The organism is Paenarthrobacter sp. FR1 (genome assembly GCF_051106045.1).
Lineage (GTDB): Bacteria > Actinomycetota > Actinomycetes > Actinomycetales > Micrococcaceae > Arthrobacter > Arthrobacter nitroguajacolicus_A.
On record NZ_JBPFSF010000001.1, the window covers coordinates 478306 to 501042 of the forward strand.

Below are 22737 nucleotides of genomic sequence, written 5' to 3' on the forward strand. Positions count from 1 at the left end.
CGACTTCCTAGACTGGACACAGAACCGATCGAGAAAAGGCAGAAATGACCACTCAGACCGAAGAAAACCAGGCATTGCTCATCACCGAACATGAGCTCATTGCTCTCATCGCGCTGGCTGGAACCGACGGCGCCCTGAGGTGCCAGACGCTGTTCCGCCTCGACCACGCCGCAGGGGCGCCGCTGGAACAAGCCGGTGTCTCCACGTTGCTGGAGCGTGGGCTGATGAAGATCGAAAACGACGCACTCCTGCCGGTCGGGCCTGCTGCAACGGTTACGGCTGTCCTTGCGGACTCCACGTCATGGCTGGAATCAGCCCTCGTCACCCCTGCCTCGGAACATGTCTCCTTCATGTTCGGCGCAGAACAGGGTGCACTGCTGCTCAACCTGAGTAAGTACGGCGTTCACGAACTGCACCCCATTACGGGCTCCGAGGGCATGGTCACCACGGCCGTGCAGATGGCCGACTACTATCTGAACCAGGCGCCGGACGGATTCCCCGCGGCCGCCACGACCCGCCGCCATTTCAAGGACGGAACGTCCCGCGCAGTACACGTCAAGGCGGAGGCCGACGGTTCCCTTTCGATCGCTGCAGGCGAGGGCGAAAATCTCGAGTCGTCAGCCCTCGAGCGTGAGCAGCTCGATGCCCGTATCCGCGCAGGTCTGGAGCAGTACCCCGGGTGAGCTACCAGACAGGCCCCTCTCCACTTTTCCACTCCGACCGCCCCCTGGACTATTGGCTGTCCCCGGAGCTCGCCGCCATCACTCCGGCGAGTGCGCGTTCCCGCCTGCGTGAAATCGCCGGCGCGCGTGGCGCCTACATGGGCGCTTGGGCGGCCGGAACCGGACTCGGAGCGTTCCTCGTCCTCTTAGGCGCTGTCCTCTCCGTTCGGCTTGGCACGTTCGCGCCCCTTCCCGCCCTCGGCCTTCCCGGAGCTGCAATTGCTGTGTTCTGCGGCGTTTTCTATGCTCGGGTGCGGGACCGGTTGCCTAAAACAAGCCGAGCGCTGGTCAATCGTGGGCCCGGGAGCCTGCGAGGGGCGCTGTCCTTCGTTGGGTTCATCCTGATCGTCTTCATCGGCGTGTTCGCCTTCACGGCTAAACCATCCACCTGGCAAGACCCCGAAGTCCTGCTAACGCTGGCCACGGTGCTTGCGTTCCTCATCTGCCTCCTCGTGGCCGCGATCATCATCCCGGCCACCATCCTTGGCCGTTCGCGGGAATCACTTCGTCGCAAGGCTGCCAATGACCCTCACTTCAGGGCGCTTCTGGAACAGGACCTTGCCACTTGGCGCGATCCCTACGGTGATGCCGGGTACGGTCCGCTCTAGGCCTCAGGACTTTTCCGGCTGGTCTCGTCCACTGAAAGCTGGGATTCGAACATCCGGAAGTACCGACCACGCAGGGCCACGAGTTCCCGGTGGGTACCTTGCTCGGCGATGCGCCCGTCCTCCAGCATGTACACGATGTCCGCTTTCTCAATGGTGGCAAGGCGGTGGCTGATGGCGATGATGGTGCTGCTCCGGTCAGCGAAGAGACGCGTGAAAATGCGGTGCTCCGCCAAGGCGTCGATGGCGGAGGTGGGCTCGTCCATGACCATGAACGAGGCATCCCGGTAGAAGTTGCGCGCCATGGCCAGCCGTTGCCACTGCCCGCCTGAAAGCCCGCTCCCCTTGCGTCCCCGGGGATCTTCCATCCAGTTGCTGACATGGTTCTCCAGGCCGTTGGGCAGTTTGTTGATGAATTCCATGGCCTCGGCGTCGGAGGCTGCCCGCCGAATGCGGTGATCGTCCCGGGGCTGGTCCACATCCCCGAGGTAGATGTTCTCCGCCGCGGTGGCGAACTCGTATTTCAGGAATTCCTGGCTCAGGACGGCGAGGTGCCTGTGCCAACTGGTGACATCGATCCCGGCGAGGTCCGCGCCGTCGAGCAGTACTTGGCCTGAATCAGGCCGGTACAGTCCCGCCAGAATCCGGATCAAGGTGGACTTTCCTGCGCCATTCTCGCCGACGATCGCGATGTGCTGGCCGGCCTTGATAGTCATGGAAATGCCCTTGATGACCTCGATGTCGCTTCCCGTATAGCTGAAGCGGATGTCGCGGAGTTCCACGGTGGAAGGAGACGACGGCAGGGGCTGTTCTTTGCCACTGGGAACCGGCAGGGCCATGAAGAGCTCATAGTCCTTGAGGTTCGCAAGATCCTCGTCAATGGAGCTCAGGGAGGACACCAGGCTGTTTGCTGTGGACAACGCACGGCTCACGATCTGCTGCACATACAGGAATTGCCCCACAGACTGGGCCCTGGCGATGATCTGCCCAACAACCCATACCAGCGAGACGACTTCGGCACCGTACTGCAGGGAATCAGCTGCCAGTTGCTTGGGGATGTACCGTTTTTGGAAGTCCAGCCGCCGGCGCTCATCAGCGTCCCGCAAACGGGACCGCAGGTCCATGAGGTACCCAACGATCCCGTAGAGCCGCATCTCGGCAATGTGCTGGGGCCGTAGCAGGTTCTGTTCGATCATCCGGCGCTGCCGCCGGGAATCAACCTGTGTGTTCCAGTGTGCGATCTGCTCGCGCGAAAGTTTGAACTGCAGGTAGACACTGGGCACGATCGCCACCAGCACAATCACGGCGATCCACCAGCTGACCAGCAGCAACGCCCCAATGGCGAGGATCACGGAAACAAGCTGCGTGAAAATGGCGGCAATTCGGTCCAGGACCCTGGCATAGGAATCGGAGAACCGCTTGGCGCGGTCGTAGAGGTCCACCGTTTCTTTGTCGTCATAGCGCCAGAACTCCAGCGCCAGGAAACGCTGGTACATCATGTCGCCCACGATTGCGCCGACCTTGAAGCTCATGAGCTGCTGTATGTAGCGGTCCACGCTGCTGAAGGCGCCCCAGAACAGCCCAAGCGCCGCCGTGATGATGACGTACAGAATGGCCCGGGGGCCGGCGTCGGGGTCTCCTGCGTAACCGGCGGCCAACGCGGTAGTGGTCAGCGCGGCAAAGTAGGTGGTGACCAGCGGCAGGGTGGCGGAGATCAGCGAGCCGGCCACCTTCATGAGCACGGCAACGGGCGAGGCTTTGAAGCTGACTTTCAGGACCTGCCCGACGGCGCGTGCATAGGGCCGCAGCGCCAGCTTGCGGGGCGGCGTCTTGACCGGTTGGACTGAGTTCAGTCGGACCGACTCCGGGTGCCGCGGTTGCGCGGGCTTTTCAGACATGACCCCAGCCTATGCTTGTGGACCGACATTATTGCCGCCTCCTTAAACAGCTGTTCCCCGCGGATGCTTCCACGGGGAACAGCTTGGATATCAGCGGGAGCCGTAGTTGGGCGCTTCCACCGTCATCTGGATGTCGTGCGGGTGCGATTCCTTCAAACCGGCCGGAGTAATGCGGACGAACTTGCCGCGCGCCTTCAGCTCCGGGATGGTGGGGGCACCGGTGTAGAACATGGTCTGGCGGAGGCCACCGACCAACTGGTAGGCCACCGAAGCCAGCGGGCCCCGGAAGGCCACCCGGCCTTCGATGCCTTCGGGGATGAGCTTGTCATCGCCGGAGACGTCGGCCTGGAAGTAGCGGTCCTTCGAGTAGGACGTGTTCTTGCCACGGGACTGCATGGCACCGAGGGAACCCATGCCGCGGTAGCTCTTGAACTGCTTGCCGTTGACGAAGATGAGGTCGCCCGGAGACTCCTCACAGCCAGCCAGGAGCGAGCCGAGCATCACGGTGTCGGCGCCGGCAACCAGGGCCTTGCCGATGTCGCCGGAGTACTGGAGGCCGCCGTCGGCGATCAGCGGAACTCCGGCCGGGATGGCAGCCTTCGCGGATTCGTAGATGGCGGTGATCTGCGGAACGCCAACACCGGCCACAACGCGGGTGGTGCAGATGGAGCCGGGGCCAACGCCCACCTTGATGCCATCGGCTCCGGCGTCGATCAGTGCCTGGGCGCCTTCACGGGTTGCCGCCTGGCCACCGATGACGTCGACGTGGGCGGCAATCGGATCCGACTTGAGGCGACGGATCATGTCCAGAACGCCCTGGGAGTGGCCGTTGGCGGTGTCCACGAACAGGGCGTCCACGCCGGCGTCGATAAGCTTCATGGCGCGTTCCCAACCGTCGCCGAAGAAGCCAATGGCAGCGCCAACACGCAGGCGGCCTTCATCATCCTTGGTAGCCAGCGGGTACTGCTCGGCCTTGGTGAAGTCCTTGGTGGTGATGAGGCCCTTCAGACGGCCCTGCTCGTCAACAAGGGGAAGCTTCTCGATCTTGTTGGTTGCCAGCTTGTGCGAGGCTTCGTCGCGGCTGATGCCTACATGCCCGGTGATGAGGGGCATCTTGGTCATGGTGTCGCTGACACTGCGGAACGGGAAGTCGGACTCCGGAATGAACCGGGTGTCGCGGTTGGTGACGATGCCCAACAGGCGGCCGTCGGTGTCCACCACGGGCAAGCCGGAAACACGGTAACGGGAGCAGAGCTCGTCCAGCTCCTGCAGGGTGGCTTCCGGCCCGATGGTGAGCGGGTTGGTGATCATGCCGGATTCGCTACGCTTGACGCGATCCACGTGCTCGGCCTGATCGTCGATGGACAGGTTGCGGTGAACCACGCCCAAGCCACCCTGGCGGGCCATCGCAATGGCCATGCGGGACTCGGTCACGGTGTCCATGGCGGCGGAGAGCAGCGGGGTCTGCACGCTGATGCGCTTGGAAATGCGGGATGAGGTGTCGGCCTCGGACGGAATGACGTCGGTGTGTCCGGGAAGCAGCAGGACGTCGTCGTACGTCAGGCCAATGAAGCCAAACGGATTGTGTTCGGGCTGGGTCATGAGTGTGCGCCTCTTACCTGGGTTCTTGGGGGCTTAACTGGTAGGGGTTGCAACTGATGACCAGCCCGTCATTACGGGACTGGCCTGTGCATAGGGTACTGCGAGGCAGAAAACATGCTGCCGGTATTGAATAAATAGTAGAACCTCCGCGCCGATCGCCATATTCCGCGACGTATGAGTGTGAGCAACAGCACTGCCGGCATGCCGCCGTCGTACGTTTGGGAACCGCTCCGCCAAGGGACGCTAGCTGCTTGACCAGCCTGTGGCGGCCAGCAGCCGTTCCTCGAACATCGGGATCATGCTCTGCACGTAGGTCTTACTGAGGTGGTTGTCATCCTTATAGACATAGACGTTGCCCACGACTGCCGGACAGGTCCCTTGCTCGCAGATGAAGTCGCTCATGTCCATCAAGTGAAGCCCATCCACCTTGCCGACGTAGTCATCCAAGGGTGACGCGTCCGCCAAGGATTGCTCCAGGGGAACGTTGCAGTCGGGCGAATCCTTGCCCTTCTTCTGGACGCACTCGGGCATGTTGAAGCTGAAGCGCGGATTGTCCCGCACCCCCACTACCTCGATGCCAAGATCCGTGAACGGCTTGATGCCTTCGAGGTAGCCGGGCACTTCGGTTTCGAACGGCGCGTCGACGTGCGTCAGCGATGCCACCGTAAACACGGCGTCCGGCTTGTGCTCAAGGACGTAGGCAGAACTTGCTTTGTTGAACTCGTTGCAGAAATCGGGTCGTTCCTCCGATTGGGCACCAAACCGGCAACCGCCCTTCAGCAAGGTCACCACTTCCCAGCCGTGCTGCTTGGCTATCGGGCCGAGGGCGGCCATGTACTGCTGGGAGTGCGAATCACCCAACACGACGATTCTCTTGGTGACTACCTCGGGTTCCTCATTCTGGAGGCATCCCTCCAGCACCGGGTCGCTGGGGACATGGTCACCCGTGCAAGCACCGTCGACGTTCGCCCATTCGTCCTTCATGGCTGCCGGCGCCGGGATGATCCGCGCCTCCTCGCTCGGCTGCCCTACATATTCAGGGGACAACGCGGCCGCGCCCGGGGTCAGTTCGTGGGGCTGGGCGGCGATCGCCGTGGCCTCCGCGGTGATGGCTCCCTGCCACGCGGTGACCGGAAGCGCCAGCAGGGCACCGCAGGCAGCAATCACGACGGCGGCACGCCAGGACCGCACGTCCGGCCACTTCCAGCGCCGCATGGGTTCTTCCACACACCTGGTGGTGACCATTGCGAGCACCGTTGCTGCCGCCATGATGCCGAGGCCTTCAACGATTCCGGGCGTGCCGGTATCGGTGGCGAGGAGGAAAAAGACAAGAATCGGCCAGTGCCACAAGTAAAGGGCGTAGGAGATGCCTCCCACGCCCACCAACGGACGGGAACTGAGGATCCGGTCGACACCCCACCGGCTGCCACTTTGCCCGGCTACGATCACGCACGCGGCGGCAAGGGTGGGCCACAGGGCCACGAAGCCAGGGAAGGAGCGGTCCACGGTGAGCAGCAGCCCGCACGCAAGCATTGCCGCGATGCCTGCCCACCCCAGCACAACACGGAGCCGGCGTCCTGGCTTCAGGTAGGGAAGAGCCAAGGCAAGCAGGGATCCCAGGGCGAACTCCCACAACCGGGCACGCGTGTCGAAGTAGGCGTATGCCTGGTTGCTGTATGTCTGTTCGATGCTGAACACGAGCGAAGCGACGAACACCGCGCCAAAGGCTACGAACAACAACTGCCTGTGACCCACAGCTTTGCGCTGCGGAAACCATGTGGCCAGTCGAGGCTGCAGCAGGGCGACACCGGCGAAGATCAGCGGCCACAGGATGAACACCTGGCCTTGCACAGACAACGACCAGAAATGTTGCAGGGGGCTGGCGTCCACATGCTGCTGGGCATAGTAGTCGACGGCGAAAGCGGCAAGCTGCCAGTTCTGACGGTAGGTGAGGGAAGCCCAGGCCTCTGTCAGGACATCGGGCCATCGGCTTTGCGGGATGAGCGCCCACGTGCCGGCCAGGATCGCCAGGAGCACCACAACCACTGCGGGCAGCAAGCGCTTGAACACGTGAAGCCAGTGCTGCAGGAGGCGCAACGGTTTGCGGTTCTCCAGCTTGCGGGTGAACGACAACGTCAGCAGGAACGCGGAGATCAGCAGGAACACGTCCACGCCGCCGGACACCCGGCCGAGCCAGATGTGATAGGCCGCGACCATGAGCACCGCCAGGGCGCGCAGTCCCTGGACCTCCGGACGGAAGCCGGGTTTCGTCGTCGTGCGTTCTTTGGCCGCCGGAGCGGCCTCCCTTGCGCGTATATCCATCATCGTTGCCACCCGGTCGCGGCAAACCACCTTTCCTCAAACATTTCGCTCATGCTGGTGACGTACGTCTTGGACAAGTGGTTGTCGTCCAGGTAGACGAAGACGTTTCCCACCACGCTGGGGCACGTGACGCCATCGCAAAGAAGGTCCGTCATATCCAGGAAAGCGGCGTTGCCAAACATGCCTTGCACCGCCATCAAGGGATTCTCTGCCGCAATGACATCGGGTTGGTCGGACTTGCAGTCGGCGCTGTCCACGCCCTTGGCCAACGCACATTCGGTGACGTTGTAGTCGTACCGGGGGTTGTCGCGAATGGCGACCACCCCGATGCCAAGGTCGTTGAAGTTGGTCACGGTCTGCTCAAAGCCGTACACCAACTGCTCATCCGAGGACGACGGCGATGCCATGGTTCCCACCATGAACACGGCGTCCGGCGCGTGGGCGGCCGCGTACTTGAACGCTGCGGCGTTGAAGTCGTTGCACTCCGGTTCTGCATCCGGATTGTCGGGCATGAAGTGGCATCCGCCCAGCAACAGGGCCGTCACCTTCCAGTGCTCGGCTTCAGCGAGGGGACCCAGCGCGGCAAGCCATTGCTGGGAGTGGGAATCGCCCAACACCAGGATTTCCTTGACAGCGTCATCCCCCACGCCGTTCTGCTGGCATTTGTCCTGCAGCATCTTTTCGTCCGGCCGGGACTCACCCTCGCACGGGCCCGCCAAGGTTGCCCAGTCCTCGGGCAGTTGCTCCGCTGTGGGCAGCGTCTTGGCGCCGTCGCTGACCAGGTCCACGTAGCCGGGCAGGAGTGCGTGGGCTCCTGGGTTGTCGTTGAAAGCCTGTGCCTGCGCGGCTTTGAGGTCGAGATCCTGCTTGTACTGGAACCCCAGGAGCGGCGAGCACGCTACGGCGAGGCACGCTGCGATGGCGATGGCTGAGCGGCGACGCTTGACCTCAGGCCACTTCCATTCCCGGAACGGCTTTTCCACGTACTTGGTGGTGAGGAAGGCCAGCGTGAGTGCCAAGGCAATGATGACGGTCCCCGAAAGCCACCCCGCGTGGTCCTTGCCGCTCCACGCCAGTGCGATCACCAGGATGGGCCAATGCCAAAGGTAGAGGGCATAGGAGTTGTCGCCCAGCCGGACCAGGAACTTGGAACTGAGGATCCGGTCTACCCCGAACCGGCTCCCCGTCTGGCCTGCGGCAATAACCGCCACGGCCGCCAGGGTGGGCCATAGCGCGACGAACCCCGGGAAAGCGGTCTGGACCTGCAGCAGGACACCGCAACTGAGCATCGCCAGCACGCCGATCCAGCCCATCACCACGCGGACGGGCTTGGCGAAGTTCAGCCCGGGGAGAACCAGTGCCAGCAAGGTGCCCAGGGCAAACTCCCACAGCCGCGCAAAGGTATCGAAGTAGGCCACGGCCTGGTTTGTGGCGGTGAAAATGACGGAGTAGGTGAGCGAGAGGACGAAGATCATCGCGAAGACGTACGCCAGCGTTGCCCTGTACCGCAGGCCGAATCGGCGGCACAGAACCGCGACGGTGGCGAAAATGACGGGCCACATGATGAAGACCTGGCCTTGGATGGACAGCGACCAGAAGTGCTGCAGTGGGCTCGCGAGGCTGTGGTCCGCCGCGTAGTAGTCCACTGCCAGCCCCTGGAGGAGCCAGTTCTCGAAGTAGAACAGCGAAGCCCAGGCTTGGTGCACCACTTCCACCCAACGGGTGGGCGGAAGAAACACGAAGGTAGCTGCGAGTGTTGCCAGCAGAACCACGACGACGGCGGGCAGCAGACGTCTGAACAAATGCAGCCAGTGCCGCAACAGGTCCATGGGGCGGCGCTGCTTGTAGCGTCCGGTGAACTGCAGCGTCATAAGGAACGCAGAGATCAGGAGGAACACGTCCACGCCCCCTGAGACACGTCCGATCCAGATGTGGTAGCTCACCACCATGAGGACGGCGAGGGAGCGAAGACCTTGTATTTCGGGACGGAACTTAGACTTTGCAACGGGTCCGGAAGCTCGCCTACCGCGATTGGCAGGGGCTGGGATCGTCGGCGTAGTCACGTTAGGCAGTTCCTCAAAGCTGTGGCACAAAGCATCAATCATACGCGGTTTGGCTGGCCGAACCCATTCGGGAGGGCCTTTCCGGCCGCCGTATGACCCTCAATTAGCGCAGGTCCAGCTATGGATTTTCCCAGCCGCACCTGTGCGTGACCTGTGCTGGTTAAGCCCTGACGTCCACCGGTGGAACTACGCTGAAGCCTGACGAAAAGGAGGGAACCCCATGATGGTGCAACTGCGCCTTTGTGTGCCGGCCGACTTGTCCCAAGCGGTCCTGGAATGTTGTCTGGCGCAGACCGGAACCGCGGAGACAGCCCACCACAGGGGTGCATCGGTGGTCCCGCCCGGCGACGTGATTACCGTTCAAATAGCCCGGGAATCCGCGGAAGAACTGATCGGGCGGCTGCACGTGCTGAGGGTTCCGGAGCTCGGCTCCATTTCCATTTCGTCGCCGGACCTGGTCTTGTCCGCTCGCGCGGACGAGGCCGAGGCGTCCGCGCCCGGAGAGTCCGCGGATTCCGTCATTTGGGACGAAGTGTCGAGGCAAACCGGGGAAGACTCGAAGTTGACGTGGAGCTATCTGGCGTTCCTGCTCATAGCCACCCAGTTGGCCGCGATCGGCATTGTGACCGATTCCACCATCGCAATTGTTGGTGCCATGGTGGTGGGACCCGAGTTCGGACCATTGGCCGCGTTGGCTGTGGGGCTGGTGGAACGGAAGTGGCGATTGATACGCGCATCCGCCCTTGCACTTGGTGTGGGTTTCCCACTCGCTATGGTGGTGACGGCCGCTGCGGCCTGGCTCTCGATCCCCCTTGGGCTGTTTCCCTTGGATGCGCTGGAGCGTGGGTCGGCCGTCGAATTCATCTACCACCCCGGCCCTTATTCATTGATTGTTGCCGCGCTTGCCGGGGCTGCGGGAATGCTGTCCATGATCAGCCACAGATCCTCCGCCCTGGTGGGGGTTTTCATTTCCGTCACAACAGTCCCCGCCGCGGGGTATGTCGCCGTCGCGCTTGTCCTGGGCGAATACAACAAAGCCGCGGGATCAGCCATGCAGCTGGCACTGAACCTTGTGGGAATCGTGTCAGCTGCGGTTGCCGTACTGCTGTTCTACCGACTCATCGGCAAACGAGTCTCCCCTTCCCGGCGCCGCCCCACCGTCGGTGGGCGCTCACTGGTCAGCCGCCGGGCAAGGTAACGGGCATCCTTGCCCACTCCGGGCAAAGTTGCCGATGCAGCCGCGAACAGGAACTCCTGGCCAATGAAGTACACGCCGGGAACGTCGTCGGCTACTCCCCTGGTCTGCCTCGGTTCACCGTGGAGGTCGAACACCGGCAGCTTTACCCACGAATAGTCCTCGTGATAGCCCGTGCACCAAATGACGTTGCTTGCTTTTACACGGGTTCCGTCAGCCAGGACCGGTTGGCCGTTGGACACCCCAGCCAGCCTCGGGGCCAAGTGGACTCCGGCCGCAACCAGATCCTTGGATTTGGTCCTGATCAGCGGAGCAGCCATGGATTTGAACCCCGGAGCCGCTTTGCGACCAATGGGCGTGTTGAGGTTCAGGACGTAGAGCCCCAGGAACCGGACCACGGGCAGCGCAAAGCGTGCGGCCGTCCGACCATGCCGCATCGGCATTTCGGCGCTGGGCTTACCGGCGAGCTGGGTGGGATGGTTATGTCCGACTTCGAGGGCGATCTCCGCTCCTGAATTGCCCAATCCCACCACGAGCACAGGACCTTCCCGCAACTGCCCGGGGTTTTTGTAGTCCTGGGAATGCAGCTGGAGTATTGCCGGATCCAGCTCTCCAGCGAACGGCGGCCGCTTGGGGATGCGGTGCCCTCCAGTGGCGATCACTACGTTGCGGGCGTGCCAGATCCGGTTGCCCGCCCTGATGGTGAAGGCCTCACCGTCCCGGTTGATTTCGTCCACGCGGATGCCTGGAACAAAGGGGAGGTCAAAGCGGCGAACGTAGTCTTCCAGATAGTCAGCCAGTTGGTCTTTGGTGGGGAAGGCCAGGCGGTCGCCGGGGAAAGGCGAGCCTGGGAGTCCGTCATACTTGGCGGGTGTGAAGAGCCGCAGCGAGTCCCAGCGCAGACGCCAAGCGTCCCCGGGCCTGTGGTTTTGGTCCAGTATGAGGAAGTCCCTGCCTTCCTTGGCCAACCAATATGCGAGCGCGAGCCCGGCCTGACCGCCTCCCACAATGACGGTGTCCACCACTGGATTCTGGTGCGATGACATGGTCGTTTCCTTTCTTGTTTGCCAGGATCAATGAGCCAAATGCGGTTCGTGAACAACTGCTGGAGAGGTTTCCGGACCCTCAAGCTGCCCATCACCGGGCATCTTCCGGTATCGCAGGCACCACACGAGCATCAGTGCCGATGCCACCACGTAGAAGGTGTGCAGCAACCACACCGGACCTGCCGGGAGATCAAAGACATACAACGAGTGCACGACGTTGGCGACGTTGGTCAGGGCCATGTTGCCCAGGCTGTATGACGCCAGGTCCTTCGTTCGGACTGCCTTGAGCAACATGGGCAGCATGCTGGCTGCGAAGAGCACGGTGGATACGGTGCCGGCAAGCAGTGGAATGTTCATAAGGACAAGCTATGAGCCCAGCCCTCTGGTCCGCGTCGGCAGAATGGCCCATTCATTGCACTGCGGCATGGGTATTTCTGCGCAGGAGGTGTGGAGCGTCAGCGGTGCAGGCCGTGCTGGAAGGCGTAGCTCGTCGCCGCTGCCCTGGATGGCACCGCCAGCTTGGAAAGGATGTTGCTGACGTGGCGGGCGATGGTCTTTTCACTGAGGTACAACTCCCGGGCGATGGTCCGGTTGGAGTGTCCGTCGGCAATCAGTCGAAGGACTTCCAGCTCGCGGCCGGTCAGCGGGGATATGTCCTTGCCCGTTTCTCCAGTGAGTTCCAGGACCTCGGCAACCGCCGGGGTTGCGCCGAGGTCGGCGAACTCAGCCTTGGCGGCCTCGAACTCCATGGCGGCAGAGTCTTGGTCGCCCAACATGGCGCAGGCACGCCCCGCGAGGACCCTGCAGCCGGCGGCGCCATAGGGAGCCTCAAGGCTGTACCAGAGACGCCACGCCTTCCGCGCCGCGGCCAAGGCAGCGCCCGCGTTGCCCTCTACGAGCAGCACGCTGGAGTCCCCCTGTGCAGCGAGTGCTTGTTCCAAAGGCCTGCCCGTGTCCCGAACCGGTGCCCCGAACTCGTCAGCGGCCGCACGTGCCGCTTGGAGGTCGCCGGCGGCAAGCTCCACTTCGACCACCGCAGGAAGGAGCCGACGGCGGTTGGCCGGGTCTGCGCCCGACATCGCCCGGCGCACCATGGCCTGGGCTTGCGGTTCCTTGTGCTGTCTGACGAGCATAAGAGCCAACCCCGGCAATGCTTCGAAACCGGTCTGGCCCGCCTTGGTATAGGCCGAGGCTGCTTCATCAAAACGGCCGGTCAGCCGAAAGACTTCGCCTTGCAAGTACCAGGCGCCCCACGTCGCTTCAGGGTCCCCGTGTCGCGATCTCTCCTGTGCGATCCTGAGCGCGATCAGGGCGTCGTCGTAGGCTCCATGAAGCATGAACAACTCGGCTCGGTGTGACTGGCACTGCCCGCTGAACATGACCATGTCCGGCTGCTGCCCGCACCAGCGCGCCAGGGCAGCTGTCCATTCGTGGGCACGCTGCACATCCAAGGTCAGGCGGCAGCTGCCGATCACGGCGCAATAGATGATTCCCGAAGGGATGGGCGAGACTTCCCCTGCCGTCACCGATACCATCACCTCGTCCAGGAACTCGAGGCCTTCATCCGGGAAACCCAAAGAGATCCGGGCCGTCCCAACGCCCAACTGTCCCAGGGCCGTCAGGTCGCGGTCGTGGAACCGTTGTCCCATTCCCAGGGCACGGCTGAAAAGCTCGTTGCTGGTTTCCGGGTTCCCTCCGTAGAGCGCTCCCAATGCGGACGGGATCAGGAGGTAGCCCTCAGCTTCCGTGGGCTCAGCCAAGCCCTCCACCAGATGCTTGGCGCGGGACAACCATCCCGAACCCCGTGCCGGTTCTCCGAGGTTCATGAGATACAGCACCAGCCATGCGGCGCAGCGGGCCGCTCCCGGAATGTCCCCCACGGTCACGTACTCGTCGTGGGCCCGCGTCAGGTAGGCAACGCCCTCGGATTCCTTCCCCAGGAGCATGGCCACGGACGCCACCAACTCAATGTCCTGGGGAGGCAGGCCGCCCTCGGCATCCGCCCGGGCGAGGCAATCAAGAGCATCGCTCCAGCGATGCTCGGAGAACGCCGAGCGTCCGAGGTCCAAGGTAGTGACCGGCATCATCGTGACTCATCCCGCGACCGGGAACACCCGGTTGGCGCACCCAAGCCGCCGTTATAGCGTCAGGGTACCGCCGCCGTCGTACGCCGACAATAGCCGCCTCGCGCAGGGCTGGAGACAGCAGAAACCCCGGCCACGGGGACGTGACCGGGGTTTCCTTGGAACAGGCTGTTAGTGCTGGTGGCCTGCGTGTGCGTCTTCTTCCTCGGCCGGCTTCTCGGCAACCAGGGTCTCGGTGGTGAGAACCAAGGCAGCGATGGAAGCGGCGTTGCGGAGTGCGGAACGGGTGACCTTGACGGGGTCGATCACGCCGGCGGCAATCAGGTCCTCGTACTCGCCGGACTTGGCGTTGAAGCCGTGGTTGGCTTCCAGCTCGGAAACCTTCGCCACCACTACGAAGCCGTCGAAGCCGGCGTTCTGGGCGATCCAGCGCAGCGGCTGGACCAGGGCGCGGCGGACGATGCCTACAGCTGCTGCGGCGTCACCTTCCAGGGCCTTGACGGCGGGTGACTCGTCCAGTGCCTTGAGGGCGTGGATGAGGGCGGAACCGCCACCGGAAACGATGCCTTCTTCGAGGGCTGCACGCGTGGAGGAAACAGCGTCCTCGATGCGGTGCTTCTTTTCCTTCAGCTCAACCTCGGTGGCTGCGCCAACCTTGATCACGCCAATGCCACCGGCCAGCTTGGCCAGGCGTTCCTGCAGCTTTTCCTTGTCCCAGTCGGAGTCCGTCCGGGTGAGCTCAGCACGCAGCTGTGCGACGCGGTCGGCAACATCCTGGGCCGTACCGGCGCCATCAACGATGGTGGTGTTGTCCTTGGTGACCGTGATGCGGCGCGCGGTACCGAGCACCTCGAGGCCAACGCTGTCCAAGGTCAGGCCCAGGTCCGGGGAGACAACCTGTGCGCCCGTGAGGGTGGCGATGTCCTGGAGCATGGCCTTGCGGCGGTCGCCGAAGCCCGGAGCCTTGACGGCAACGACGTTGAGCGTGCCGCGGATGCGGTTGACGATCAGCGTGGACAGGGCTTCGCCTTCGATGTCTTCAGCAATGATGAAGAGCGGCTTGTTGGCCTGCAGCGCCTTTTCCAGCAGCGGCAGGAAGTCCTGCAGTGAGGAAATCTTGCCCTGGTTGATCAGGATGAGGGCGTCTTCGAGGACGGCTTCCTGGCGTTCTGCGTCGGTGACGAAGTACGGGGACAGGTAGCCCTTGTCGAACTGCATGCCTTCGGTGAGGACCAGCTCAGTCTGCGTGGTGGAGGACTCTTCGATGGTGATGACACCATCCTTGCCAACCTTGCCGAACGCTTCGGCCAGCAGTTCGCCAACTTCGTCGCTCTGCGCGGAGATGGCGGCGACGCTGGCAACCTGGGTGCCTTCGACTTCGCGTGCGTTCTCCAGGAGGCGGGCTGCGACGGCTTCAACGGAAACCTCGATGCCACGCTTGATCTCGCCCGGAGCGGCGCCGGCAGCAACGTTGCGCAGGCCTTCCTTGACCAGGGCCTGTGCCAGCACGGTTGCCGTGGTGGTGCCGTCGCCGGCGACGTCGTTGGTCTTGGTGGCTACTTCCTTGGCCAGCTGGGCACCAAGGTTCTCGTAGGGGTCGTCAAGCTCGACTTCGCGGGCGATGGTGACGCCGTCGTTGGTGATCGTGGGAGCGCCCCACTTCTTGTCCAGCACGACGTTGCGGCCGCGCGGGCCAAGCGTCACCTTGACAGTGTTGGCGAGCTTGTCGATACCGGCCTCGAGAGACCGGCGGGCAGCATCGTTAAAAGCAAGCTGCTTTGCCATGGTTGTGTCCTTTCAAGACAGAAAACCCGCACCGCTGACGGGTCGGAATGATTCCAACGCGGCGGCGGTGCGGGGCTCCAGGAAGTTACTTTACGACGATCGCAAGGACGTCGCGGGCGGACAGAACGAGGTACTCGTTGCCGCCGGTCTTGACTTCGGTTCCACCGTACTTGGAGTAGATGACGACGTCGCCAACAGCTACGTCAACCGGTACGCGGTTGCCGTTGTCATCGAAGCGGCCGGGGCCGATTGCAACAACTTCGCCTTCCTGCGGCTTCTCCTGCGCGGAGTCCGGAATTACCAGGCCGGAAGCCGTGGTCTGCTCTGCTTCGAGCGGGCGAACAACAATACGATCCTCAAGAGGCTTAATCGAGACCGACACTCGGACTCTCCTTTTCATGAGCTGATTCATGGACTAAGAACTAGGGTGCCGAGGCGTACAACCGTCGTCGCGGTGCCGGTGAACGCTTGGCGTGGTTAGCACCCTCCCAAGGAGAGTGCTAACAAGACTCTATGTAAGCCGTTAGCACTCGGTCAAGGTGAGTGCCAGCATTTCGTCATGGGTGAACGCCGCTCAGCGGCCCGTGAGGTCGTCCAGATCGTAGTCCTCGCCGTCGTCGTCCTCGTCGATCGGGGACGCGCCGCGGTTGAGATACAGCACCACGGCGGCGGCAACAGCTACGACGCCGGAGGCCACCAGGGCGATAATCCCACCGATACGGGCCCCACTATAGAGCTCGCGAATCTCCCGCGCTTCGTCGGTGGCATCGTTCACGCTCTTGCCCGAGACTGAGTAGGCGGCTGCATTGAAGGAGTCCAGCGCGAAAATGATGATCAACAAGGCGATGCAGACTACGGCGATCACAGCGCCGACGATGAGGGCCGGGCGGGCATACTTGGTCAAGGCGGAGGGCTGTGGAGCTGCGTTGTCTTCCATGAAAACAACCCTATCCGGCTGATTCGCCGGTCACGTTGTCATATCCCGCGACGTTAGGCTTGATTCCATGCCTCACGCACCGCAGGAACAGATCGCGCCCTTGCTGACCACTGAAGGATGGGAACTTCTTGCCTCGCTGGGGCCGTACCGGGAGGCCGACGCTTTCAGCGTCAACGCAGAGCTCCGGAAGGCGGGCCACTCCCCGGAACTCGTGGCCGCCGTCCTGACCCAATCACGCTTGCGGACCCGCGCCGAGGCCAAGTTCGGTGAGTTTGCCCGGCAGATGCTGTTCACGCAGGCGGGGCTGGAGCAGGCCACCCGCCTGAACGTGGCGGCCCGCCACGCCGAGCGCTTCGCCAAGGCCGGCATCGTCCACGTTGCCGACCTCGGTTGCGGCCTTGGCGCCGACTCCCTGGCGATGGCTTCCATGGACATTGCGGTGACGGCGGTGGAGATGGATGAAACCACCGCAGCTTGCGCCACCATCAACCTCATACCCTTCCCGCACGCCACCGTGGTTCACTCGGATGCCACCTCGGTGGAACTGGACGGGATCGACGGCGTGTGGTTGGACCCCGCCCGGCGGACAACATCCTCGTCCGGGACCAAAAGGATCTGGGATCCTGAAGCGTTTTCCCCTCCCCTGTCCTTCGTTGAGAACCTGGCGGCGACCGGGCGCGCAGTGGGCGTGAAGATGGGCCCAGGCATGCCCCACGACTCCGTGCCCAAGGGGTGCGAGGCACAGTGGGTTTCGGTGGGCGGTGACGTCACGGAAGTCACGCTGTGGTTCAACGCCGTGGCACGTCCCGGAATCCGACGTGCCGCACTGCTGATTGGCAGCCAGGGCGCCGCCGAAATCACCAGCGGTGAGGATTTCGACGGCGGTCCGGTAGCCGCCGTCGGGCCTGTTGAAGGTTTCTTGTACGAACCGGATGGTGCGGTGATCCGCGCCGGACTCGTGGCAGACGTCGCCGAACGGCTGGGCGGGCATTTGGTGGATGAACACATTGCCTATATCTGTGCCCCGGAACTCCACGACACCCCCTTTGCCCGCGCCTACAAGGTGCTGGAGGTCATGCCCTACAACGTCAAGGCCCTCAAGGCCTGGGTGAAATCGAACGGCATCACCGTACTGGATATCAAGAAGCGCGGCACGGCAGTGACACCCGAGGAATTGCGGAAGCAGCTTCTGCCGGCAAAGCCCATCAAATCCAAGGACGCGAAAACAGCCACCCTGGTCCTCACCAGGATCGGCGAGGAAAGAGTGGCTGTTGTGGTGGAACCGGTGACTGCCCAGGCATAGGGGGCGTTATGCGGTCAGCGTCGGGAGAATTCCGATGCTTCCCGAACCTGCCCCGGCGTCGGGCGCACGCCGGTGTAGAGGACGAACTGTTCTTCTGCCTGGATGGCGATGACCTCGGCCCCGGTGATGACCGGCTTGCCCGCAGCGCGAGCGGCGGTGATGAGGGGCGTTTCGGAGGGAAGGGCCACCACATCGAACACCACCTGCGCGGCAGCGATGGTGGCATCGTCAAAGGACTGGGCGGTTTCATCTGCGCCTGCCATGCCCAGCGGGGTGACGTTGATGATCAGGTCCGCGGTGGCTCCGTTGACGTCGTCCTGCCAATCGAAGCCGTAGAGGTCGGCGAGCGCACGGCCGGTGGTTTCGTTGCGGGCCACGACGGTGACGGCAGTAAAACCGGCGTCCCTCAGGGCGGCTGCAACAGCTTTTGCCATTCCCCCGGCGCCGCGGAGCAGGACGGTGTGGCCGCTGGGGACTTCGTGGTCCTGCAGGAGGCGGGCAATGGCGATGTAATCGGTGTTGTAAGCGGTGAGGACGCCGTCGTTGTTCACGATGGTGTTCACCGAATCGATGGCCTTGGCCGACGGATCCATGACGTCAACCAGCGGGATCACCGCTTCCTTGTAGGGCATGGACACCGCGGCACCCCGGATCGGGAGGCCGCGGATGCCCGCCACCGCAAGGGTGATGTCCGCGGGGGCGAAGGCCTTGTAGACAAAGTTCAAGCCGAGCAGATCGTACAGATAGTTGTGGAACCTGGTCCCGATGTTGCTGGGCCGGGCCGCGAGCGAAATGCACAGTGACATGTCTTTGTTCAGGATTGGCATTCCCCCATTAAACAACGGGCTGTGCCTAGCCCTGCCGCGCCTTCATCCGCGGGTTGTTCTTGTTGATGACGAACGTACGTCCACGCCTCCGGACGATCTGAGCTCCCGGAATCTTCTTGAGGGCTCGCAGCGAGTTCCTGACCTTCATGGTGTTTCTCCTTGTGTTGATGGTGTTGGTGGTGTGGCCTAGAGTGCGTCGCTGAGTTCCAGGGGGTCGTCCCAGACGCCGGAGTCCATGGCCATCTCGGCCTCAGTGAGTTGGCAGCCTTCCAGGAGTTCGCGGATCTCATCAGGGTCGATGTCCTCGGTGCGCCCGGTGACGGCGAGCACTGTCCCCCGGTCACCATGGCTTGGGTGCCAGTCGAGGAAGGCGTCGACGTCTCCCTTTCCCGCCGCGCCGGTATCCGCAATTGCCGCCTCCGCGGAATCGGCCATCCAGCTCCCGGTGCTTTCGAGCCAGACACGGGGACCAATGCCTTGGACGGCTATCCGCTTGGTGGGAGCGGACGCGATCCAAAGCCTGCCCCGCAGCCAGTGCGTGCCTACAGCCAGGTGTGGCAACGCCTCACGGAAGCGTCCCGGGTGAAGCGGCCGGGCGGCCCTGTGCAGCACGGTCCGGAAGGAACCCGCTGTATCGTTCGCGGGCACCCGCACGACGCCGGGCCGGTTGCGGGCCGCTGCTTCGGCGTCGTCGAAGCACCCTGGCTGGAAATCGTCGGCTGCCCCGACGACGGCTGCATGGGGCGCCAATTCGCCCAGCAATTCCACCCCCGTCAACCACTTTTGCGAGCCTTCGCGAGGGTCCCCCGCCAACACGGCGCCCAAACCCGGGTGCACCATCACGGTGTCCACCTGCCCGAACTCCCCGATCAGGAACTCGCCGCTGGTCCGCTCATCCTGGGGCATGGAAGTAAAGCCGGACTCAAACAAGGTGTGCCGGTCCCAAATCTGATCATCCAACTCAGCGGGATCAAGGGCCAGCACCGCGTTATCCACCACCGCCGGGCGGCTGAGGCCGCGGCGCAGCTCCGCCACAGCCATCCCTGCCGCCACGCCTGGCGGCAGTCCGAGGACTATGTGGTCGAAACCGCACGCGGCGAGGCGCTCCGCCGTCGGGACCACATCCAGCCGAACGGTGCAGCTGAGGCAGCCATGTTCCAGCAGGGTCGATTCGCGCTCGAACAATTGGCCGCCCCGGTATACGCGCCGCAGGACCAACGAACCATCCAGAAGGTCATGGAGGACCACTACCGAATTCGTGTGGGTTCGGCCAAGCCTGTCGGTGGCTGCCTCACGGCATTGGCTGTCCAGGGAACTGACGACTGTGAGGTGCATGACTCGACTCTAATGCGAACAGTTCTCATTAGCAAATTACGGCTCATTGCAGGTGTTTCCGTGCCGCCATCGCGGGCGTTCCGGCTGCATTAGACTTGATCCGACCGCTGGCGGCCCCGCAGCGGGGAACCGTGTCCGGCTGAAACAACATCAGGCCGGAAAGTACACCATGAGGGGACTACGTGCAGATTGATTTTGCGCCATCCAGGCAATCGACACTGGGTGTGGAATGGGAGTTGGCGCTCGTCAATGCACGCACAGGGGAATTGGTATCCGTCGCGAACGACGTCCTGAAAGGCGTAGCGGCAAACCACCCCGACCTCAATGAGGACGATGAGCACCCCCACATCAAACGCGAACTGCTCCTCAACACCGTGGAACTGGTCACCGGAATCTGCGAAACGGTCAAGGACGCCAAAGAGGACCTCAGCCGCTCCCTTGCCGCCGTCCGCGAAGTCACCGACTCCATGGGCGTCGAAGTTTTCTGTGCAGGCAGCCACCCGTTCAGCCCTCCCCTGCTCCAGCCCGTCACGGACAAAGAGCGCTACGCCAAGCTGATAGAGCGGACCCAATGGTGGGGACGCCAAATGGTGATCTACGGGGTTCACGTCCATGTGGGCATCGATCGCCGGGACAAGGTCCTCCCGATCCTTGACGGCTTGGTCAACTATTTCCCGCACTTCCAGGCGCTGTCAGCGTCCAGCCCGTTCTGGGCAGGCGAGGAAACCGGCTACGCGTCACAGCGTGCACTGATGTTCCAACAACTGCCTACTGCCGGACTCCCGTTCCAGTTCGAAACCTGGGAGGCATACGAGTCCTACGTCCAGGACATGTTCACCACAGGTGTCATTGACGCCACGTCAGAAATCCGCTGGGATATCCGGCCTGTTTCCAACCTGGGCACCATCGAGATGCGGATCTGCGACGGCTTGGCCACCCTTGAGGAAGTGGGCGCCATAGCTGCCCTGACCCAGTGCCTGGTGGACGAGTTCTCTTCCATCCTCGACGCCGGTGGCACCATCCCCACCATGCCGCCATGGCATGTGCAGGAGAACAAATGGCGCGCGGCACGCTACGGCATGGAAGCCATCATCATCCTGGATGCCGAAGGCAACGAACAGCTGGTCACTGAACACCTCACGGAAACCGTTGCTCGGCTGGAACCTGTAGCCGCCAAGCTGGGGTGTTCAGAAGAGTTGGCCGATGTCCTCAAGATCATCGAACGCGGGGCCAGCTACCAGCGGCAGCGGCGAGTGGCAGCAGAGCACGACGGCGACCTGCAGGCCGTGGTGATGGACCTTGTGCAGCAGATGCGCAAGGGTCCTGACGCCTAGCCAACCCCTGCGCGCCGGCCCGGGCGAAGCCTAGGCCGGCACTGACACCGTGGTGACGGGCATGGAGGAATCCGGCGCGAAGCCAATGCCGCTGGGACCGATGCCCGCCATGATCAGCTGGGCGCCGAGCGCCGCAACCATGGCGCCGTTGTCCGTGCAAAGATCCAGCGGTGGAACGTGAAGCTTGATTCCGGCAGAAGCACAGCGCTGCCCGGTCAACTCCCGCAGCCGCGAATTCGCTGCCACGCCCCCACCGAGCAAGACGTCCGTGATGCCGTGTTCCTTGCAGGCCAAAACGGCCTTGGAACTGATCACGTCCACCACTGCCTCCTGGAAAGCCGCGGCGATGTCTGCCACGGGCACGTCCTCGCCGCGGGCTTCGAACTGTTCAACGCAGCGCGCCACGGCAGTTTTCAGACCACTGAACGACCAGTCATAGCGGTGCGGACCTTTGTCCTCGGCTGTCCCCATGTATTTGGGTTGCGTGAGGCCCCGCGGGAAGCGAATGGATTTTGGATTGCCCTGGCGAGCCAGTTTGTCGATCGCGGGACCACCCGGATAACCCAAACCCAGGATGCGCGCCACTTTGTCGTAGGCCTCGCCTGCAGCGTCGTCGATGGTGGAGCCCAGCAGTTCGACATCGTCCGTGATGCTTTGGATCCGCAGGATTTCCGTGTGCCCGCCCGAGACCAACAACGCCCCGAGGTTCTCAGGCAACTTTCCAGCACCCAAGCCGGCGGCAGCACCGGCGTCGGGCTTTCCGTCCGGGGTCCGCCTTTCATCCAGCAGGCCAACGCCGACGTGCGCCACCAGATGGTTGATCGCGTAGAGCGGCTTGCCCGTGGCCACAGCCAAGGCCTTTGCAGCGCACACGCCTACCATGAGCGCCCCGGCGAGGCCCGGGCCGGACGTCACGGCGATGGCGTCGATCTCGTCCAAGGTAACCCCGGCCTCGTGCAGCGACTCCTGCAACGTGGGCACGAAAGCGTCCAGGTGTGCCCGTGAAGCGATCTCCGGAATGACGCCGCCAAAACGCACGTGCTCGTCCATGGAGGAGGACACCGTGTTGGTCAGCAAGGCTGTCCCGCGCACTATCCCCACACCGGTCTCGTCACAGGACGACTCGATGCCGAGCACCAGCGGCTGCTGTCGATTGAGGCCGCTCACGCTGGGGCTCCTTCGGATGGGTGTTGTTCGTTCAAGGTCAGCCTCATGATCAAGGCATCGGTGCCGTCGCGGTAATAGCGGGGGCGGATGTGGATCTGCTCGAAGCCGAACCGCACGTAGAGCTGCTGGGCGCGGGGGTTGTCCGCCCGCACTTCCAGCAACACATCTGCTGCGCGTCGCCGCCGCGCCTCATCGATGAGTTCCGCCAAGACAGCGGAGCCGATGCCCCTGCCTTCGAATTCAGGCACGACGGCGATCGTCTGGACGTCCGCGATGGGCTCGATGCACATCAATCCCGCATAAGCGACGATCTCCCCTGCGGCCTCGGCCACCACGTAACGGCGGGTTTCGGGCTGGGCCAGTTCATCGAAGAACATCTGCAAGGGCCAGGCGTCCACAGGGAACAAACGGCGCTCCAAAGCCTCTACGGCTGGGATGTCGGCTTCGGTCATGTCGCGCAGGGAAACCCCGGCGAGTTCCAGCTTGGGTGACAATTTCACAGTTTCCGTCCC

20 protein-coding genes are annotated in these 22737 nt (G+C 63.2%); 5 read left to right on the forward strand and 15 right to left on the reverse strand.

Features of this window, described 5'->3' with window-relative positions; all coding sequences use genetic code 11:
- The first annotated feature begins 44 nt into the window (after positions 1–44).
- Positions 45–683, forward strand: coding sequence for a hypothetical protein (locus ACR30Z_RS02220; RefSeq protein WP_144648548.1), 639 nt, complete (start codon positions 45–47; stop codon positions 681–683).
- Positions 680–1330, forward strand: a complete 651-nt coding sequence (locus ACR30Z_RS02225) for a hypothetical protein (RefSeq protein ID WP_434371106.1) — start codon at positions 680–682, stop codon at positions 1328–1330. Before ACR30Z_RS02220 ends, ACR30Z_RS02225 begins: the two co-directional genes overlap by 4 nt.
- Here the strand turns inward: ACR30Z_RS02225 and ACR30Z_RS02230 are convergent.
- From ACR30Z_RS02230 to ACR30Z_RS02245, 4 genes are all read right to left on the reverse strand, one after another.
- Entirely contained in the window at positions 1327–3225 is a 1899-nt protein-coding gene (locus ACR30Z_RS02230; protein ID WP_434371107.1) for an ABC transporter ATP-binding protein, read from the reverse strand. The genes ACR30Z_RS02225 and ACR30Z_RS02230 overlap by 4 nt on opposite strands.
- A gap of 90 nt (positions 3226–3315) precedes the next feature.
- A complete protein-coding gene (gene guaB / locus ACR30Z_RS02235; RefSeq protein ID WP_144648551.1) occupies positions 3316–4827 on the reverse strand; it encodes an IMP dehydrogenase in 1512 nt (503 codons plus the stop codon).
- Between the two features lie 243 nt (positions 4828–5070).
- Entirely contained in the window at positions 5071–7152 is a 2082-nt protein-coding gene (locus ACR30Z_RS02240) for an acyltransferase family protein (protein ID WP_434371108.1), read from the reverse strand.
- Complete coding sequence (locus ACR30Z_RS02245) at positions 7149–9254, reverse strand: acyltransferase family protein (protein ID WP_144648553.1); 2106 nt, start codon at positions 9252–9254, stop codon at positions 7149–7151. Before ACR30Z_RS02245 ends, ACR30Z_RS02240 begins: the two co-directional genes overlap by 4 nt.
- A gap of 178 nt (positions 9255–9432) precedes the next feature.
- Between ACR30Z_RS02245 and ACR30Z_RS02250 the strand changes: the two genes are divergently transcribed.
- On the forward strand, positions 9433–10410 hold the full coding sequence (locus tag ACR30Z_RS02250) for a DUF389 domain-containing protein (RefSeq protein ID WP_434371109.1): 978 nt from the start codon (positions 9433–9435) through the stop codon (positions 10408–10410).
- Here ACR30Z_RS02250 and ACR30Z_RS02255 read toward each other — a convergent pair.
- The 6 genes from ACR30Z_RS02255 to ACR30Z_RS02280 all read right to left on the reverse strand — a co-directional run bounded on the left by ACR30Z_RS02255 (position 10323) and on the right by ACR30Z_RS02280 (position 16259).
- Complete coding sequence (locus ACR30Z_RS02255) at positions 10323–11453, reverse strand: flavin-containing monooxygenase (protein WP_434371110.1); 1131 nt, start codon at positions 11451–11453, stop codon at positions 10323–10325. The two genes, ACR30Z_RS02250 and ACR30Z_RS02255, sit on opposite strands and share 88 nt — an antisense overlap.
- Positions 11454–11480: 27 nt before the next feature.
- Positions 11481–11810 carry a hypothetical protein gene (locus ACR30Z_RS02260; RefSeq protein ID WP_244296490.1) on the reverse strand — a complete coding sequence of 110 codons (330 nt, stop codon included), beginning with the start codon at positions 11808–11810 and terminating at the stop codon, positions 11481–11483.
- A 98-nt stretch (positions 11811–11908) separates the two neighbouring features.
- On the reverse strand, positions 11909–13537 hold the full coding sequence (locus ACR30Z_RS02265) for a LuxR C-terminal-related transcriptional regulator (RefSeq protein WP_434371380.1): 1629 nt from the start codon (positions 13535–13537) through the stop codon (positions 11909–11911).
- 171 nt (positions 13538–13708) lie between these two features.
- Positions 13709–15322, reverse strand: coding sequence for a chaperonin GroEL (gene groL, locus ACR30Z_RS02270; RefSeq protein ID WP_144648556.1), 1614 nt, complete (start codon positions 15320–15322; stop codon positions 13709–13711).
- A gap of 85 nt (positions 15323–15407) precedes the next feature.
- Positions 15408–15704, reverse strand: a complete 297-nt coding sequence (gene groES / locus ACR30Z_RS02275; RefSeq protein WP_011775524.1) for a co-chaperone GroES — start codon at positions 15702–15704, stop codon at positions 15408–15410.
- A 192-nt stretch (positions 15705–15896) separates the two neighbouring features.
- Entirely contained in the window at positions 15897–16259 is a 363-nt protein-coding gene (locus ACR30Z_RS02280; protein WP_144648557.1) for a hypothetical protein, read from the reverse strand.
- 67 nt (positions 16260–16326) lie between these two features.
- On the opposite strand from ACR30Z_RS02280, the gene ACR30Z_RS02285 reads away from it, so the two are divergent.
- Positions 16327–17562, forward strand: a complete 1236-nt coding sequence (locus tag ACR30Z_RS02285; RefSeq protein WP_434371111.1) for a THUMP-like domain-containing protein — start codon at positions 16327–16329, stop codon at positions 17560–17562.
- A 14-nt stretch (positions 17563–17576) separates the two neighbouring features.
- Here ACR30Z_RS02285 and ACR30Z_RS02290 read toward each other — a convergent pair whose 3' ends face one another.
- Genes ACR30Z_RS02290 through ACR30Z_RS02300 form a run of 3 tightly spaced genes read right to left on the reverse strand, consistent with a single transcriptional unit; the run spans position 17577 to position 19724 of the window.
- Positions 17577–18389, reverse strand: coding sequence for a shikimate 5-dehydrogenase (locus ACR30Z_RS02290; protein ID WP_434371112.1), 813 nt, complete (start codon positions 18387–18389; stop codon positions 17577–17579).
- Positions 18390–18414: 25 nt separating this feature from the next.
- On the reverse strand, positions 18415–18537 hold the full coding sequence (ykgO, locus tag ACR30Z_RS02295) for a type B 50S ribosomal protein L36 (RefSeq protein WP_011775528.1): 123 nt from the start codon (positions 18535–18537) through the stop codon (positions 18415–18417).
- Positions 18538–18575: 38 nt separating this feature from the next.
- Entirely contained in the window at positions 18576–19724 is a 1149-nt protein-coding gene (locus ACR30Z_RS02300) for a GTP-binding protein (RefSeq protein WP_434371113.1), read from the reverse strand.
- 182 nt (positions 19725–19906) lie between these two features.
- Between ACR30Z_RS02300 and ACR30Z_RS02305 the strand changes: the two genes are divergently transcribed.
- Positions 19907–21058, forward strand: a complete 1152-nt coding sequence (locus ACR30Z_RS02305) for a glutamate--cysteine ligase (RefSeq protein WP_434371114.1) — start codon at positions 19907–19909, stop codon at positions 21056–21058.
- Between the two features lie 30 nt (positions 21059–21088).
- On the opposite strand, the gene tsaD is transcribed toward ACR30Z_RS02305, so the two are convergent.
- Complete coding sequence (gene tsaD / locus ACR30Z_RS02310; RefSeq protein ID WP_434371115.1) at positions 21089–22225, reverse strand: tRNA (adenosine(37)-N6)-threonylcarbamoyltransferase complex transferase subunit TsaD; 1137 nt, start codon at positions 22223–22225, stop codon at positions 21089–21091.
- A complete protein-coding gene (rimI, locus tag ACR30Z_RS02315) occupies positions 22222–22725 on the reverse strand; it encodes a ribosomal protein S18-alanine N-acetyltransferase (protein ID WP_144648563.1) in 504 nt (167 codons plus the stop codon). The genes tsaD and rimI overlap by 4 nt, the downstream gene beginning before the upstream one ends.
- Positions 22726–22737: the final 12 nt, after the last annotated feature.

Coding starts and splice junctions, on each gene's coding strand:
- ykgO (WP_011775528.1), bottom strand. CDS start 18,537: ATGAAGGTCAGGAACTCGCTGCGAGCCCTCAAGAAGATTCCGGGAGCT.
- ACR30Z_RS02265 (WP_434371380.1), bottom strand. CDS start 13,537: ATGCCGGTCACTACCTTGGACCTCGGACGCTCGGCGTTCTCCGAGCAT.
- ACR30Z_RS02280 (WP_144648557.1), bottom strand. CDS start 16,259: ATGGAAGACAACGCAGCTCCACAGCCCTCCGCCTTGACCAAGTATGCC.
- ACR30Z_RS02255 (WP_434371110.1), bottom strand. CDS start 11,453: ATGTCATCGCACCAGAATCCAGTGGTGGACACCGTCATTGTGGGAGGC.
- guaB (WP_144648551.1), bottom strand. CDS start 4,827: ATGACCCAGCCCGAACACAATCCGTTTGGCTTCATTGGCCTGACGTAC.
- ACR30Z_RS02285 (WP_434371111.1), top strand. CDS start 16,327: ATGCCTCACGCACCGCAGGAACAGATCGCGCCCTTGCTGACCACTGAA.
- ACR30Z_RS02220 (WP_144648548.1), top strand. CDS start 45: ATGACCACTCAGACCGAAGAAAACCAGGCATTGCTCATCACCGAACAT.
- ACR30Z_RS02290 (WP_434371112.1), bottom strand. CDS start 18,389: ATGCCAATCCTGAACAAAGACATGTCACTGTGCATTTCGCTCGCGGCC.
- ACR30Z_RS02240 (WP_434371108.1), bottom strand. CDS start 7,152: ATGATGGATATACGCGCAAGGGAGGCCGCTCCGGCGGCCAAAGAACGC.
- ACR30Z_RS02250 (WP_434371109.1), top strand. CDS start 9,433: ATGATGGTGCAACTGCGCCTTTGTGTGCCGGCCGACTTGTCCCAAGCG.
- ACR30Z_RS02245 (WP_144648553.1), bottom strand. CDS start 9,254: ATGATTGATGCTTTGTGCCACAGCTTTGAGGAACTGCCTAACGTGACT.
- groL (WP_144648556.1), bottom strand. CDS start 15,322: ATGGCAAAGCAGCTTGCTTTTAACGATGCTGCCCGCCGGTCTCTCGAG.
- ACR30Z_RS02300 (WP_434371113.1), bottom strand. CDS start 19,724: ATGCACCTCACAGTCGTCAGTTCCCTGGACAGCCAATGCCGTGAGGCA.
- ACR30Z_RS02260 (WP_244296490.1), bottom strand. CDS start 11,810: ATGAACATTCCACTGCTTGCCGGCACCGTATCCACCGTGCTCTTCGCA.
- ACR30Z_RS02230 (WP_434371107.1), bottom strand. CDS start 3,225: ATGTCTGAAAAGCCCGCGCAACCGCGGCACCCGGAGTCGGTCCGACTG.